The sequence below is a fragment of the Leifsonia sp. fls2-241-R2A-40a genome (genome assembly GCF_030209575.1).
Lineage (GTDB): Bacteria > Actinomycetota > Actinomycetes > Actinomycetales > Microbacteriaceae > Leifsonia.
In genome coordinates this window covers 1085388-1099509 of sequence record NZ_JARVRS010000001.1, presented here as the reverse complement: position 1 = coordinate 1099509, position 14122 = coordinate 1085388, and the positions used below count along the sequence as shown (strand labels likewise).

Annotated in this window: 16 protein-coding genes; 10 read left to right on the top strand and 6 right to left on the bottom strand. The window is 69.3% G+C overall.

Features of this window, described 5'->3' with window-relative positions; translation table 11 throughout:
• The first annotated feature begins 116 nt into the window (after nucleotides 1-116).
• From QRN40_RS05505 to QRN40_RS05495, 3 genes are read left to right on the top strand one after another with little or no spacing between them, the layout of a single operon-like run.
• Nucleotides 117-947, top strand: a complete 831-nt coding sequence (locus tag QRN40_RS05505) for a class I SAM-dependent methyltransferase (protein ID WP_285114503.1) — start codon at nucleotides 117-119, stop codon at nucleotides 945-947.
• Between the two features lie 40 nt (nucleotides 948-987).
• Complete coding sequence (locus tag QRN40_RS05500; protein WP_285114502.1) at nucleotides 988-1263, top strand: hypothetical protein; 276 nt, start codon at nucleotides 988-990, stop codon at nucleotides 1261-1263.
• Between the two features lie 56 nt (nucleotides 1264-1319).
• Entirely contained in the window at nucleotides 1320-1850 is a 531-nt protein-coding gene (locus tag QRN40_RS05495) for a DUF302 domain-containing protein (protein ID WP_285114501.1), read from the top strand.
• 11 nt (nucleotides 1851-1861) lie between these two features.
• On the opposite strand, the gene QRN40_RS05490 is transcribed toward QRN40_RS05495, so the two are convergent.
• Nucleotides 1862-2062, bottom strand: a complete 201-nt coding sequence (locus QRN40_RS05490) for a hypothetical protein (protein ID WP_285114500.1) — start codon at nucleotides 2060-2062, stop codon at nucleotides 1862-1864.
• Between the two features lie 125 nt (nucleotides 2063-2187).
• On the opposite strand from QRN40_RS05490, the gene QRN40_RS05485 reads away from it, so the two are divergent.
• The gene (locus QRN40_RS05485; RefSeq protein WP_285114499.1) at nucleotides 2188-2445 is read left to right on the top strand and encodes a DUF3072 domain-containing protein; all 258 of its coding nucleotides are present in this window, start codon (nucleotides 2188-2190) and stop codon (nucleotides 2443-2445) included.
• A 24-nt stretch (nucleotides 2446-2469) separates the two neighbouring features.
• On the opposite strand, the gene QRN40_RS05480 is transcribed toward QRN40_RS05485, so the two are convergent.
• From QRN40_RS05480 to QRN40_RS05465, 4 genes are all read right to left on the bottom strand, one after another.
• Nucleotides 2470-3834 (bottom strand): GH1 family beta-glucosidase, encoded by a 1365-nt coding sequence (locus QRN40_RS05480; protein WP_285114498.1) that lies wholly within the window; start codon nucleotides 3832-3834, stop codon nucleotides 2470-2472.
• A gap of 2 nt (nucleotides 3835-3836) precedes the next feature.
• A complete protein-coding gene (locus tag QRN40_RS05475) occupies nucleotides 3837-4199 on the bottom strand; it encodes a tautomerase family protein (RefSeq protein ID WP_285114497.1) in 363 nt (120 codons plus the stop codon).
• 66 nt (nucleotides 4200-4265) lie between these two features.
• Complete coding sequence (locus tag QRN40_RS05470) at nucleotides 4266-5222, bottom strand: aldo/keto reductase (protein WP_285114496.1); 957 nt, start codon at nucleotides 5220-5222, stop codon at nucleotides 4266-4268.
• Nucleotides 5219-5986, bottom strand: coding sequence for a VOC family protein (locus QRN40_RS05465; RefSeq protein WP_285114495.1), 768 nt, complete (start codon nucleotides 5984-5986; stop codon nucleotides 5219-5221). The genes QRN40_RS05470 and QRN40_RS05465 overlap by 4 nt, the downstream gene beginning before the upstream one ends.
• Nucleotides 5987-6206: 220 nt before the next feature.
• On the opposite strand from QRN40_RS05465, the gene QRN40_RS05460 reads away from it, so the two are divergent.
• The 6 genes from QRN40_RS05460 to QRN40_RS05435 all read left to right on the top strand — a co-directional run bounded on the left by QRN40_RS05460 (nucleotide 6207) and on the right by QRN40_RS05435 (nucleotide 12323).
• Nucleotides 6207-7583: an ABC transporter substrate-binding protein gene (locus QRN40_RS05460; protein ID WP_285114494.1), complete on the top strand. Its 1377-nt coding sequence runs from the start codon at nucleotides 6207-6209 to the stop codon at nucleotides 7581-7583.
• 31 nt (nucleotides 7584-7614) lie between these two features.
• Complete coding sequence (locus tag QRN40_RS05455; protein WP_285114493.1) at nucleotides 7615-8598, top strand: carbohydrate ABC transporter permease; 984 nt, start codon at nucleotides 7615-7617, stop codon at nucleotides 8596-8598.
• Nucleotides 8591-9379, top strand: a complete 789-nt coding sequence (locus tag QRN40_RS05450; protein ID WP_285114492.1) for a carbohydrate ABC transporter permease — start codon at nucleotides 8591-8593, stop codon at nucleotides 9377-9379. Before QRN40_RS05455 ends, QRN40_RS05450 begins: the two co-directional genes overlap by 8 nt.
• A gap of 85 nt (nucleotides 9380-9464) precedes the next feature.
• Nucleotides 9465-10259 (top strand): substrate-binding domain-containing protein, encoded by a 795-nt coding sequence (locus tag QRN40_RS05445; protein ID WP_285114491.1) that lies wholly within the window; start codon nucleotides 9465-9467, stop codon nucleotides 10257-10259.
• Nucleotides 10256-11500, top strand: a complete 1245-nt coding sequence (locus tag QRN40_RS05440) for an ROK family transcriptional regulator (RefSeq protein WP_285114490.1) — start codon at nucleotides 10256-10258, stop codon at nucleotides 11498-11500. The genes QRN40_RS05445 and QRN40_RS05440 overlap by 4 nt, the downstream gene beginning before the upstream one ends.
• 64 nt (nucleotides 11501-11564) lie before the next feature.
• Entirely contained in the window at nucleotides 11565-12323 is a 759-nt protein-coding gene (locus QRN40_RS05435; RefSeq protein ID WP_285114489.1) for a COG4705 family protein, read from the top strand.
• A gap of 4 nt (nucleotides 12324-12327) precedes the next feature.
• Here the strand turns inward: QRN40_RS05435 and QRN40_RS05430 are convergent, their stop codons facing one another.
• The gene (locus QRN40_RS05430; protein ID WP_285114488.1) at nucleotides 12328-14097 is read right to left on the bottom strand and encodes a glycoside hydrolase family 35 protein; all 1770 of its coding nucleotides are present in this window, start codon (nucleotides 14095-14097) and stop codon (nucleotides 12328-12330) included.
• Nucleotides 14098-14122 lie beyond the last annotated feature (25 nt).

The window sequence follows — 14122 nt, the reverse complement described above, 5'->3', positions numbered from 1 at the left end:
GAGGCCAGCCTGCGGCGCGGTTCCCGCGGCTGCGGTTACAGCTGCAATGGGCCGGACGAAACGGGCGCTGCGCTAGGCTGACAGGCTCGGCGCCGGCCGGGCGGAAGGCGGCAGCCATGTCCGACTACACCGACGCGAACCGCGCCAACTGGGACGACCGTGCCTCCGCGCACGCCGACCGTGGACCGCACGGCTACCGGGTGTCGCAGTACATCGACGACCGTGAGGCGCTCTCCGAGGTCGTGCGCTTCGACCTGCCACGACTCGGCTCGGTCGAGGGACTGCGCGTCGCCCACCTGCAGTGCCACATCGGCACCGACACGCTCTCCCTCGCGCGTCTCGGAGCGCGCGTGACGGGTCTCGACTTCTCGGAGGTGTCGATCGCGGAGGCGCGCCGGCTCGTCGCCGACACCGAAGACGACGTCGACTTCGTCGTGTCGGACGTGTACGACGCCGCATCCGTGCTCGAACCCGGCTCGTTCGACCTCGTCTACACCGGCGTGGGTGCGCTGTGCTGGCTCCCGCGCATCCAGCCCTGGGCCGCCGTCGTCGCAGCCCTGCTGGCACCGGGCGGCTCGCTGTTCCTTCGCGAGGGCCACCCCATCCTCTGGACCATGGATGAGCGGATCGACGACGACCTGCATCTGCGGTTCCCGTATTTCGAGCAGACCGAGCCGATCGAATGGGATTCGGACGCCACGTACGTGGAGACCGACCGGCCGATCACGGCGACGCGCACGTACGAGTGGAACCACTCCCTCGGCGAGATCGTCACGGCCCTGATCGAGGCGGGACTCCGGATCGACCTCCTGCAGGAGCACGACAGCGTGCCGTGGGAGGCGCTGCCCGGCCAGATGGTCGCCCGGCCCGACGGCGAGTTCGCGCTGGGAGCGCTCGACGGGGTCGCGCCGCTCAGCTTCACGCTGCGGGCGACGAAACCCGCCTGACCCCTTGCTCCGCCTCCCGGACGCGCCGATGGTGGTGTGCATGGATGCGACGAGCGGTGACGCGGAGCGGCGCGGTCACGACGAGGACAAGTCGACCTTGGATGCGCGGCTGACCGGGATCCGCGACCCGAAGGACCCGGACGGCCTGCTGACGGTCGAGCAGGACGCGGACCGCCCCGACCCGGCCCGCTACGGAACCGTCGAGACCGACACGCTCGAGCGCGAGCGGGCATACGTCGCCCGGCTGGGCGCGGACGGCTCCGCCGCCCAGCTGCCGCAGGTGCCGCGGAAGCGGGGCGTCACCGGACTGGGCTGACGGAGGGCTGACCTCGCGCGGACTCTGCGCGGTCGCCGTGGGGCGAGAATGGGCGGATGGCCCTTCCCGCGACTGAGCGCGTCATCCCCGTGTCGGTGAACCGCATCGAACTGGAGGCGGCGGTTACGTTCGGCACGCTGCGTCGCGCGTTCGAGGCGGAGGTCCCCCCGCTCGACGTCGCCCACCTCCGCGAACTGCTGTCCTCCGGCGCCGACTGGCGGAGGCTGTCGCTGGAGACGGGCGGCCCGGGCATCCACCGCTTCATCCGGTTCTGGACCGACCACCCGACCCCGGTCATGCGCGTGGGCGGCGCCGACATCCCGAGCGCCGTCTACCTGATCGGCGACTACGCGACCGCGGCGCGGATGTTCCGCCACGACCCGGGCGCGCTGCTCTATACCCCGCTGCGCGTTGAACTGCACGCGACGAAGGCCGGCGGCACCGTGCTCAGCGTCGACCAGCCGAGCAGCCGGCTCGGCAGTTTCGGCAACAACAAGATCACCCAGGCAGGCTTCGAACTCGACCGGATGCTCGGCGACCTGCTCGAAGAGCTCGACCTTCCGCGTCCGAGCGTGCTTCGGCGCTGACCCGCGGCGGCTCAGCCCTGGTCATCGCCCGGGACGTCCGGCCCGGTTACCGCGACGTCGCAGCGGAACCAGGTGCCGGCGATGCCGCCGACGTCGACCCACGCCCGCACGATCTCGTAGCGTCGCGGGATGTCGCCGTTGGCCGGCTGCTGTCCCATAGCGTCCTGGAGTGCCGCGGCGAAATCGCTCTGCGAGGAGCCCGTGACCAACATCGGTGCCTGCTTTCCCGGCTCGTCGGCGAGCCGTTCTGCGCGGCACGCTACGCCCTCCGCTGCCCCGTCGGCAATGACGCAGGGACGCCCTGACACTGTCGGCCGCTCGGCGTACTGTGCCCGTCATGACCGACACCAGCGACACCTCGAACGGATCCGGCGACGACGTACTGGGGGCGCGCGGCGGAGACGACGCCAACCCGGCGAGCAAGGACCCGTCCGAGTGGGTCACCGGCGACGAGCCGATGACCGCCTCCCAGCGCAGTTACCTCGACACCCTCGCACGCGAGGCCGGCGAGGAGCTCCCCGCCGACCTCACGAAGGCCCAGGCCTCCGAGCACATCGACCGCTTGCAGCAGAAAACCGGGCGCGGCCAGAGCTGACCCGCGCACGCGTCGGCGTGCGGCTCAGCTGCGGAGGAAGTCCGCGACCCAGCGCGCACTGCGCTTGGGCGTGCGCTTCTGCGTGTCGTAGTCGACGTGGACGATGCCGAACCGGCGGGAGTAGCCCCAGGCCCACTCCCAGTTGTCCATGAGCGACCAGATGAAGTAGCCCTGCAGCGGCAGGCCCGCGTCGACGGCATCGCGCGCCGCCTCGAAATGCGCCTGCAGGTAGTCCACGCGCGCCGGGTCGTCGATCTCGCCGTCCGCATCCACCCGGTCGGGGTAGGCGGCGCCGTTCTCGGTGATGTACAGCGGGAGGTCGGGCGCGAGTTCGTGCGCCTGGCGGAGCACGTCGACCATCCCGTCGGGGTGGATCTCCCAGCCCATCTGTGTGACCGGCGCACCGGTCTGGATGAACCGGACGTGCTCGCTGCCGGGGTAGGCACTGGCCGGAGCGTCCGGCCCGGGAACGGAGCCGGATGCCACGGTGTGCCGGCTGTAGTAGTTGATGCCGAGGAAATCGATCGGCGCCGAGATGCGGCGCAGGTCGTCGTCGGTCGCGTTCTCGGCGAACCACTCGGTCTCGCCGAGGTCGTCGAGCACGTCCGCGGGGTACGAGCCGCGCAGCACAGGGTCGAGGAAGAAGCGGTTGCTGAGGCCGTCGATCCGGCGCGCGGCGTCCGCATCCCCTTCCGAGTCGCCGGCGGGACGCACCGAGTACAGGTTCAGCGTGGTGCCGACGCGGGCCTCCGGGCGGGTGTCCCGCAGTGCTTCCAGGGCGAGGCCGTGGCCGAGGAGCAGGTGGTGCGCCGCGTGCGCGGAGCGCGAGCCGAGGGTGCGGCCCGGAGCGTGGTGGCCGCTGGCGTAGCCGAGGAACGCCGAGCACCACGGCTCGTTCAGCGTGATCCAGTCGGTTACGACATCGCCCAGCCGGTCGGCCACCTCGTGCGCGTAGTCGGCGAAGCGGAGGGCGGTGTCGCGTTCCAGCCATCCGCCGCGGTCCTCGAGCGCCTGCGGCAGGTCCCAGTGGTACAGCGTCGCCCACGGCGTCACGCCGCGCTCGAGCAGGGACTCGGCCAGCCGGCGGTAGAAGTCGATCCCGGCCTTGTTCGGCGTTCCCCGCCCGTCGGCCTGGATGCGCGGCCACGCGATCGAGAACCGGTAGGCGTCGAACCCGAGGTCGCCCATGAGGGCGACGTCCTCGGCGGAGCGGTGATAGTGGTCGTCGGCCACGTCGCCGGTGGTTCCGTCGGCGATCGCGCCGGGGACGCGCGCGAAGGTGTCCCAGATGCTGTCACCCCGCCCGTCCTCCCGGGTGGCGCCCTCGATCTGGTACGACGCGGTGGCCGTTCCGACGACGAAGCCGTCGGGAAGGTCGCTTCTGCGCATTGTCACTGCTCCTTGGACGGGGCGAGCCAGTCGCCGTCGCCGTTCTCGTAAAGGGAGATGAGGATGTTGTCCCGCTTGATCCCGAGGGCTGCGAGCCGCTCCACGATCAGGTCGGCGCCGCGCTGCTTCACCTCTGGAGAGTATCCGTTGTAGACGAGGATGCTGATGAAGACGATGTCGGTGCGGTCCGCATCCGGGAAGGTGCGGCTGTAATACAGGTCACCCTGCTCGTGCAGCTGGAAGATCTGGAACAGGTCGTCGGCGGGCATCCCCCAGCCGTCCGCGAGGGCGGAGTTGATGGCTTCGCTCATCTGCGGCCGCAGCTCTGCGAGCGGGGTGTGCATGTCGATTCGGACGAGTGGCATGTGGTTCTCGGCTTTCGGTGTGTTCGGTGGGGTTCGTAGGGGTGTTCGTGCGTGGGTGTTCGTGCGTCAGTGCGCGGGCCGGGCGTCGAGCCAGTTCTCGGGCGCGGGAAGGAGCGATTCGAGCTCGTCCCAGAACTCCTGCGGCCGGTCGAGCGCCGCGGCGTCGAGGGTCTGCTGGATGCGCTCCGGCTTGCTGATCCCGACGATGGTGCTCGCGAACCGGTCGTCGCGGGTCGAGAAGCGGAGTGCTGCCGCGGCGAGCGTGGTGTCCCAGCGGCGGCAGACCTCGCGCATCCGCGCGATGGCCTCGAGGGTCTCGGGACCGGCCGGCCGGTACCCGTAGTCGGTCCTGCGGCCGGTCTCGTCGGCGAGGATGCCTCCGCCGAGGACCGCCGCGTTGACGACTCCCACGCCCAGTTCGCGCGCACGCTCGAGCAGCGGTCCGGCGCTGCGGTCGACCAGCGTCCAGCGGTTGTGCACCAGGAGCACCTCGAAGACGCCGAGGTCCAGATACCGCCGCATCTCGTGGACGTCGCCTCCGGCGAGTCCGATGTGCTGCACCTCCCCACGCTCCTTCGCCGCCACCAGTGCGTCGACGGCGCCGCCGGGAGCGGTCATCGCGGCGAAGTCGTGGAACTCGGGATCGTGCAGATGCACCAGGGGGAGCGGGCTGATCCCTAGCCGTTCAGAGCTCTCGGCGAGGGAACGACGCACGCGTTCGCCGCTGTAATCCCCCTCTTTCTGGTCGGTCTTCGTGATGACCGTCACGTCGGCCGGGATCCCGCCGAACGCGGCGATGGCGCGCCCGATGCGCTCCTCGCTGCGACCGTCGGAGTATCCGTTGGAGGTGTCGATGGTGCGGATGCCGCTGCGCAGCACGTCCTGCACCAGCGCGACGGCGTCCGCCTCCGCGACCGCATAGCCGAAGTTCTCCGGCATGCTTCCGAGCGGACCTCCGCCCAGCGTCACCCGGCTGACCTGCAACCCGGTCGCGCCGAGCGGGCGGAGTGCGTTCTCCGTCATGCCGGTGCGATCACGTACAGGAGGCCGTCGGGGTCGGTGTAGACCTCGCGGCCGGCTGCGGTGCCGACCGCTGCGCCGGGCGCCGAGTCGCCGGCGAAGGCGACCGCGACGAAGCCGGGAGCATCCAACTGCGGGGCACGGACGGACTTCTCGGCGCGCTCGTAGGTGAAGATCTCGAGCGAGCTGTCGCCGGCTCGGAGGAAGTTGATCTCGAAGCCCCGGTCGTCGCTGGGCTGGTGGATGCCCGACATCAGCAGGTAGCCGAGCTTCGCGTAGTGGTCCTTCGTCGCCTCGAGGTCGGCGACGGTCTCGGCGACATGGTCGAAGCGGGGCCGGTCGGGATCGCCGAGTCCCCAGTCCTGCTCGACCGCCGGGCGGTCGTAGACCTCGTGGTACTGCAGCGGGCCCTCCACGAGTTCGAGCAGCGTGCCGTCCGGATCGTAGAAGAAGGTGATGCGCACCTCCCCCTCGGCGTGGATCGGTTCGAGGTGGAAGGGCACACCGGCGTCGTGGAGGGCGTCGACCCGGGCGTCCAGGTCGGAAACCTTGAAGCCGACGTGCCGGAAGCCGCGCTGCAGGTCGTCGCCGATCCATGTGGACTCCGCCGGGGAGTCGACGCGGGTGAGCACGAGACATGCGGTGACAAGGTCGAGTTCGGCTCGCTCCTGGTCGCTGTCGACGACGACGGCGCCGAGATGACGACGGTAGAACTCCACGGAACGTGCGACGTCCGAGACGTTCACGAGTACGGATTCGATAGCCAACGGGGTGGTCCTTTCTGCGCTGGAAGCCAACTATCTCAACGTATGCAACTAAGCGCATCCGGCCCGAGAAAGCGGCGGTAGACGCAACCCTACAGCCCGAGGACAAGTTTATGACAAAAAGGTTTTAACTATTGCGTCGGGTCGGAAGCCCTGTATAGGCTCGCCCCGAACGTGCGCCGCTGTGCACTTTCGATCAGCACAATGAGGTGGAGGAATCACAATGATGCGTACGCGGTTCATTTCCGCGGCAGCGGTCGCTGCGGCCGCCGTCCTGGCGATCACCGGCTGCACCGGCTCGTCCGGCGATCAGGGCTCGGACGTCAAGGCGGCGAAGTCCGGATCGGTCACCTGGTGGGGCTGGACGCCCGACACTCCGGTGGCCGAGAAGTACATCGCGGAGTTCAACAAGCAGTACCCGAAGATCAAGGTCACCTACAAGAACTTCGAGAACGTCGACTACCGCAACACGATCACCCCGGCCCTCGACTCGGGCAAGGGACCGGACGTGTTCGACCTCTCTCCGGCAGGCGGGTCGCCGGACACCTGGGGTCCCTACGCGCTCGACCTGACGTCGCTGGCCAAGGACACCCTCGGCTCGGACTGGAAGGACAAGATCGGCGGCTCCTACGTGAAGCAGCTGACCAGCTCCGACGGTCGCTTCGTCTCGCTGCCCCTCGGCGGGATGTCGGCAGGCTTCCTCTGGTACAACAAGAACATCCTCGACCAGGCCGGCGCGAAGGTGCCGACCGACTACGCGTCCTGGGTGGACACCTGCAAGAAGGTCACCGCCATCGGCAAGACCTGTTTCACGATGGGCGCCGGCGGCAAGGACACCTTCCCGACCGAGATGTACCACTCGATCGCGAACACGGTCGACCCGGACTTCTTCATCAAGGCGGCCACCGGCAAGGCCAAGTGGAATGACGAGCAGGGCGTCAAGGTGCTCGAGATCATCAAGAAGATGAAGACCGACGGCATCATCGCCCCCAACGCGCTCGACGGCCCGCAGTACCCCCTGGCGAACAACGAGTTCATGAAGGGGAACGCCGCGATGGTCCAGATGGGCTTCTGGTACACGCAGTACGCGGGCGCCGACTCCTGCAAGACCTCGATGGAGGCCGCGGGCGTGACCAACCCGACCTGCTTCGTCCAGCTGCCCGCGCAGTTCCCGGATGTCGCAGGTGAGGGCCACAAGAGCACCTACTTCGGTGAGGCCGACTACGGTCTGGCCATCAACTCCGGCTCGAAGAACATCGGTCCGGCGAAGACGTTCGTCTCGTGGATGACGCTCAACAAGGACGGCCAGCAGAACGTCGCCAACGCGCTCGACCTGCTTCCCGCGCTCAAGGGCACCACTCCGGAGTGGTCGTCGATCAAGCTCGTCGACGAATCCGTGCAGCGTCCGGCGATCGAGACGCTCATCAAGGAGAGCGGCGACACCACCGAGTCGCGCCAGTGGCAGACCACCGAGAAGTCGCTCGACGCCATCGTGGTCGCCATCCAGCAGGTGCTCGACCCGTCGGTGAACAAGTCCATCAAGAGCATCGCCGACGACCAGCAGGCCTCTTCGGTGGCCAGCAAGGTCGGAACGAAGTAACCCGTAACCGACAGAACGGATCGACGAACTGATGACCGTCTCGGACCTCAGGATCGGATCCGACCGCCAGACACCCGTGGTGAAGGGAGGCGGGCGCCCCAGACGGCGCGCCCGCCTCCTCCCCGGGGGCATCCGCTGGATCCTTCCGGCGTTCGCCATCTCCGTCGGTCTGATCTACTACAGCATCATCTACTCGGGCTACCTGTCCTTCTTCTCCTGGCCGGGCGGCCGGGCGCTGATGACCCCGGTGGGCTTCGGCAACTACATCACCGCCCTGCAGGACCCGGTGCTGTGGACCTCTCTCCGCAACACGCTCATCTACTTCGTCGTCGTGTTCATCGTGCAGGTGATCGGCGGGACGCTGTTCGCAGCGGCGATGCACTCGAAGGTGCGGTTCGCCAACCTCTACAAGGTGCTCGTCGTCATCCCGGTCGTCGTGGCGCCGGCCACTCTGGCCCCTGCCCAGATCCAGGTCTGGCAGAGCGACGGCACGGTCAACAGCATCCTCGGCTTCTTCGGGCTCTCATCGCTGCAGCAGCCCTGGATCGGCCAGTCGACCACCTCGCTGCTCGTCGTCGTGATGGTCGGATGCTGGGGCGCGATCGGCTACGGCTTCATCCTGCTGTACGCGGGGATGTCGCAGATCGACCCCGAGCTCATCGAGGCCGGCCGGCTGGACGGCGCAGGCAACTTCCGGGTCCTGTTCTCGATCGTCCTTCCCACCCTGAAGCCGATCATCGTGTCGCTCGCGATCCTCAACTTCATCACCGCGCTCAAGCTGTTCGACAACCCCTGGCTGATCACGCAGGGCGGCCCGGCGCACTCTTCCGAGTTCCTCGGGACCATGATCTACGGCGAGACCGCGAGCACCGACCGCAACCTCGGCTACGCGTCGGCGCTGTCGATCCTCGTGCTGCTGATCGCGGTCGCGGTGTCCATCTTCATGCAACTGCGCGGTCGCGAACGGCTGACCCGCGTCAAGCCCCGCCGGGGCACGGAGGCGACCGATGTTTGAGACCCGCTCGCGCCGCGCGCGCATCCTGCTGCAGCTCATCCTCACGGTCGCGGTGATCCCGTTCGTGATCCCCCTCATCGCGATGCTGCAGACCAGCTTCGAGGGCGCAGGGTGGGGGAACTACGTCGCCGTCGTGCAGGTTCCCGGCTTCGGGAAGTTCTTCTTCAACACGATCGTCATCGCCGCCGCCTCCATCGTCATCGTCTACCTGGCGACGCTCGCGGCCGCATTCGGCTTCTCGAAGCTGCGGGTGCGCGCGAAGGAGCTGTACTTCTGGCTCATGATGGCCGCGCTGACGCTGCCCGAGGTCGTCCTGATCGCTCCTCTCTATACGACGGCCGTGAAGCTCGGGCTGCTGGGAACCTACTGGTCGGTGATCCTGCCGATCGCGGCGTTGCAGATCCCGTTCACCGTCCTGATCGCCCGAGGCTACGTAGACGGCATCCCGGATGCGGTGTTCGAGGCGGCGCGGATCGACGGCGCGAGCACGTGGCGCGTCTTCTGGTCCATCCTGGTTCCGCTGTCGCGCCCGATCGCCGTCGCGCTGATGGTGCTCGTGCTGATCTACGCGTGGAACTCGTACCTGCTGCCCAAGGTGTTCCTCATCGACGACGGGATGGGCGTGGTCACGCAGCTGCCGGAGTTCTTCCGACGGCAGTACAACGACGACACCCCGAAGATCCTCGCGGCCTCGGTCATCACCGCGATCCCGACGATCGTCGCGTACATCGCCCTGCAGCGGCAGTTCGAGCGCGGCATGGCGGCGGGAGCCATCAAGTGACACGCCGGACTCGGTGCCGGGCACGCGTTTCCGGCAGACTTCTCCTCGGGGGTCCTGTACGACGCGAGGGGAAGGCGGTGAGCCCATGACGGATACAGCAGCGTCGATCGGCCTGGTGATCCGCCATGGTCGCGACCGTGACCCTGTCGCCTCGGCGATCGTCCGCGCCATCGCGGGTCCGCTGCTCGCGGCGGGGATGCGCTTCATCACCCGCTCCGTCGACGACGAGGACTCCGAGCTGCGCACCTACCGGCTGTGGGCGCGCGTCGGCGGCATCGCCGGCGTGATCGTCCTGGGCGCCGTCGAAGCGGATGCGCGCATCCGGCTGCTGCGCCAGATCGACATGCCGTTCGTCGCTCTCGCCCCGGCCGTCGCCGAGCCGGACTTCCCGGCCGTGACGGTGGATGCGGCGGCCGCGTCGCGCGCGCTCGCCGCGTACCTGGCCGCGCATCCCGCCCGCCGCTGGGTGTACGTCACCGGCAAGCTGACCCCCGAGCCGCTCGTCAGCGAGGCCGGCTCCGGTGAGCGCACGATCGAGACCGTCCAGACGCCCGACGTCGTCGGCGCGGCGGTCCGGATCGGCGAGGAGAGCTCGTCCGAGAACCCGACCGCCCTCGTCTTCGACAGCGACCACGACGCCGTCGCAGCGCTCGAGGCACTGGAAGAGCGGGGCGTTCCCGTCCCTGCAGCGGTCTCGCTGATCTGCTGGAGCGACTCCCTGGTCTGCCAGAGCGCGAGCCGTCCCATCACGGCGATCGACCGGCACGGCCGCGAGATCGGCTCCCTGCTCGGCACGGCGGCGCTCGCCGCCATCCACGACGACGACTTCCGTCCCGTCGCGGCACCGGAGCCCGTGGTCGTCGTCCGGGAGACGACATGACGCCCCCGGCACGACGGCTGGGACCATCATCCGCGAACACCCGGAGCGCCGTGCTCGACATGGTGCGCTCCGGCGGCACGGTGACGCGCACCGAGCTCGCGGAACGCTCGGGCCTCACCGCAACCTCGATCACGCGCATCGTGAAGTCGCTGATCGAGGACGGCCTGGTCATCGAGACCGGGTTCAGCGAGTCGACCGGCGGCAAGCGCAGCAGCCTCCTCGAACTCAATACGACAGGACGCTTCGCCGTCGGGCTGTCGCTGGACGCGGGCCGCCTCACGTACGTCGTCACCGACCTCGCCGGCAACGTCATCGGCCGGCTGGTGTCGCCCGGTATCGAGCAGGCCGGGCCGAGCGAGGATGTCGCGCGCATCGCCCGGGAGCTGGGCCAGCTCCTCGTCCAGCTCGACATCGCGCTGGAGTCGGTGGTCGGCGTCGGCGTCGCGGGGGCCGGTCTCGACCTCGGTGCGGGCGCCGAGCGCCTGTCGCTCACCGCCACCGAGTGGGAGTCCTTCGCGCTGAGCCAGGCGCTCGAGCCGCGGATCGGGCTTCCCGTGGTGCGCGACAACGACGCCGCCTGCGCCGCACTCGGCCAGTACTGGGCGGGACGCGTCCCCGCCACCCAGGACTTCGCCACGCTGTACCTGTCCAACGGCTTCGGACTCGGCCTGATGGTCGGCGGCAGCGTCGCCCGCGGGGCGTCGTCGAACGTCGGCGAGATCGGCCACATGGTGATCGACATCGACGGGCCGCAGTGCTGGTGCGGAGCCCGGGGCTGCCTGGAGATGCTGGCCGCACCGCGGGCAGTGGTCGCCCAGGCGCTCGAGGACGACGACCTGGCCGAGCAGCTGAACCTGACGCGCGACCCGCAGCGGTTCCGCGCCGACTTCGAGGCCATCGCCCGCGCCGCCGCCCAGGGCGAGTCGCGCTGCTGCGAGCTCATCAAGCGGTCTGCGCGGTACGTAGCGGCCGCGGTGCTCTCGATCGTGAACGTGCTCGACCTCGACCGCATCGTCCTCGCGGGGCCCGGGTTCGCCGACGCGGGCGCCCTGTACGTCCGGGAGATCCGTGCGTACGTCTCGCAGTTCGCGCGCACCCGCGCCATCCATCCCGTGGTCATCGAGCTGGCCGATCCCGGGCTGGATGCGGCCGCGGGCGGTGCTGCGACGCTCGCGCTGCAGCACGCGCTCACCCCGCATGCGGCGCCCGGGCGCTGGAGTTCGGCTGACTCCTTCCTCTGAGTCCTCTCAGCGGTTCGCCACCCGCGCCCAGGGTGGCTGCCCGCGCGTCCGGGATGCTGGGTGGATGCGCAACAAGGTCCCCGCGGTCACCGCCCTGTTCTGGGTGACGAAGCTGCTGACGACCGCGATGGGCGAAACGACCTCCGACTTCCTGGTCAAGACGATCGATCCGTTCGTGGCGGTCGGCGGTGCTTTCGTGCTGTTCGCGGCGGCGCTGGTGCTGCAGTTCGTCGTCCGGCGGTACATCCCGTGGGTGTACTGGCTCGCGGTGCTCATGGTCGCGGTCTTCGGGACGATGGTGGCCGACGTCCTGCACGTCGAGCTCGGTGTTCCGTACCTGGTGTCGACCGTCGTCTTCGCCGTGGTTCTCGCTGCCGTCTTCGTGCTCTGGTACACGACCCAGCGCACGCTCTCCGTGCACCGGATCGACACCCGGGCCCGCGAGACCTTCTACTGGTGCGCGGTGCTGGGGACCTTCGCGCTGGGCACCGCCCTCGGCGACCTGACCGCGGTGACCTTCGGGCTCGGCTACTTCGCGTCCGCCCTGGTCTTCGGGATCCTGTTCGCCATCCCGGGGATCGCCTACCGCTGGTGGGGGCTGGGAGCGACGGCCGCCTTCTGGATGTCGTACGTCCTCACGCGCCCCTTCGGCGCTTCGGTGTCCGACGGCCTGGCCGTGTCACACGCCCGCGGCGGCCTCGCGCTCGGCACCGGCCCGGTCAGCCTCGTGCTGTTCGTGGCGATCGCCGTCTGCGTCGCCGTGCTCAGCCGTCGGCACCGGGCTGCGACCGCGCCGGCGGCCGCGGCATCGCCCGCATCCTGATCGCTCAGACCTCCGTGTGCCCCAGCCGCGGCTCGGGGACGAAGGCGGCGATCGCCTCGGCGGCCGACTCGAGCTCGAGCACGACGAGTTCGTTGCGGCCGGCTCGCAGCACTCCGCGCGGGACGTACAGGGTCTCCTGCGGTCCGCGGGTCCAGTAGCGACCCAGGTTGAAGCCGTTGATCCACGCAACGCCCTTGCCCCAGGCTGTCGTGTCGAGGACCAGCTGGCCCGGCTCGTCGAGGTCGAATATCGCGCGGGCGAACACCGGGCCGGCAAGGCGCTCGGGGGAAGGATCCGACGCGGCCGACGCGTCCAGCGCCTCCCGCACCGGCTCGATCGACGACAGCTGAAGCGGCAGCACGCTCCACCGGCGAAGCTCCTCGCCGTTCAGCTGCACGGGTCCGATCAGCCCCTTCGACTCACCGATGCGGGGACCGTAGTCGACCCGTCCCTGATCCTCCACCAGCACGGTGAGCGTTCCGCGGCTGGGGGAGAGGGAGATCGCTGAGTCGTGGTGGTCGCGGGCGAGCACGCCGAGGCGACTGCTGCCGACCGAGACGTAGGCGCGGTCGCGCACCTCGCCGAACTCGAGGACCGCGGGCTCGGTCGTGTCGATCTCGGTCCGGTACACGCCCAGCCCGCTGTAGTGACCGAGCTGGTCGAAGCTCGGGAGGGAGTCGGTGTGCGACCATTCGCCGAGCCGGTCGGCGACCGCCCACAGCGGCACGGCGGAGTCGAACGGCACCGTGAACGCGGGCGCCGCGGCTGCGGCGACGGGCTCCAGCGACGGAACCGGCGCGTACTTGGCGATCACGTCGCGGAACGCCCAGAACTTCTCCGTCGGCTCTCCCGCCTCGTCGAGCGGGGCGTCGTAGTCGTAGCTGGTCACGATCGGCTGGTAGACGCCCTTGTCGTTGGCGCCGTTCGTGAAGCCGAAGTTCGTGCCGCCGTGGAACATGTAGAGGTTGACCGACGCGCCCAGCGCGAGCAGCGCATCCAGTTCGGCGGCCGACTCCTCCACCGGGGTGGTGTGGTGGTGGGTGCCCCAGCTGTCGAACCAGCCGTCCCAGAACTCCGAGCACATCAGCGGCCCGGTCGGCTGATGCCGGCGGAGAGTCGCCAGGCGTTCCCGCGAGCGCGAGCCGAAGGACGCGGTCTTGAGCAGTCCGGGCAGCGACCCGTTCTCGAGCATGTCGTCCTGCGGCTGATCGACCGTGGTGAGCGGGACGGTGATGCCCGCATCCCGGATCACCTCGACCAGCTGCTGCAGGTACGCCTTGTCGTCGCCGTAGGCGCCGTACTCGTTCTCGACCTGCACCAGCAGCACGGGTCCGCCTTCGGCGACCTGCAGCGGCGCGACGATGTCGAGCACGTTGCGCAGGTACTCCGTGAGCGCGGCGACGAACTTCGGCTCGGAGCGACGGATTCCCACCTCCGGGTCGGTGAACAGCCACGCGGGCAGGCCGCCGTTGTCCCATTCGGCGCAGATGTAGGGCCCCGGGCGCACGATGGCGTGCATCCCCTCGTCGGCGATCGTGCGCAGGAACCGGCCGAGGTCCAGCGGTCCGTCGGCGCGCCAGTCGCCCGGCCGCGGCTCGTGCGCGTTCCACGGCACGTAGGTCTCGATCGTGTTCAGGCCCATCAGGCGCGCCTTGTGGATGCGGTCCGCCCAGTCGTCGGGGTGAACCCGGAAGTAGTGGATCGCGCCCGAGAGGATGCGGTACGGCTCGCCGTCGAGGACGAAGTCGTCTCCCGCGATCTCGAAGGTGGTCATGGTTCTCCTGAAAAGGGTGGGGAAG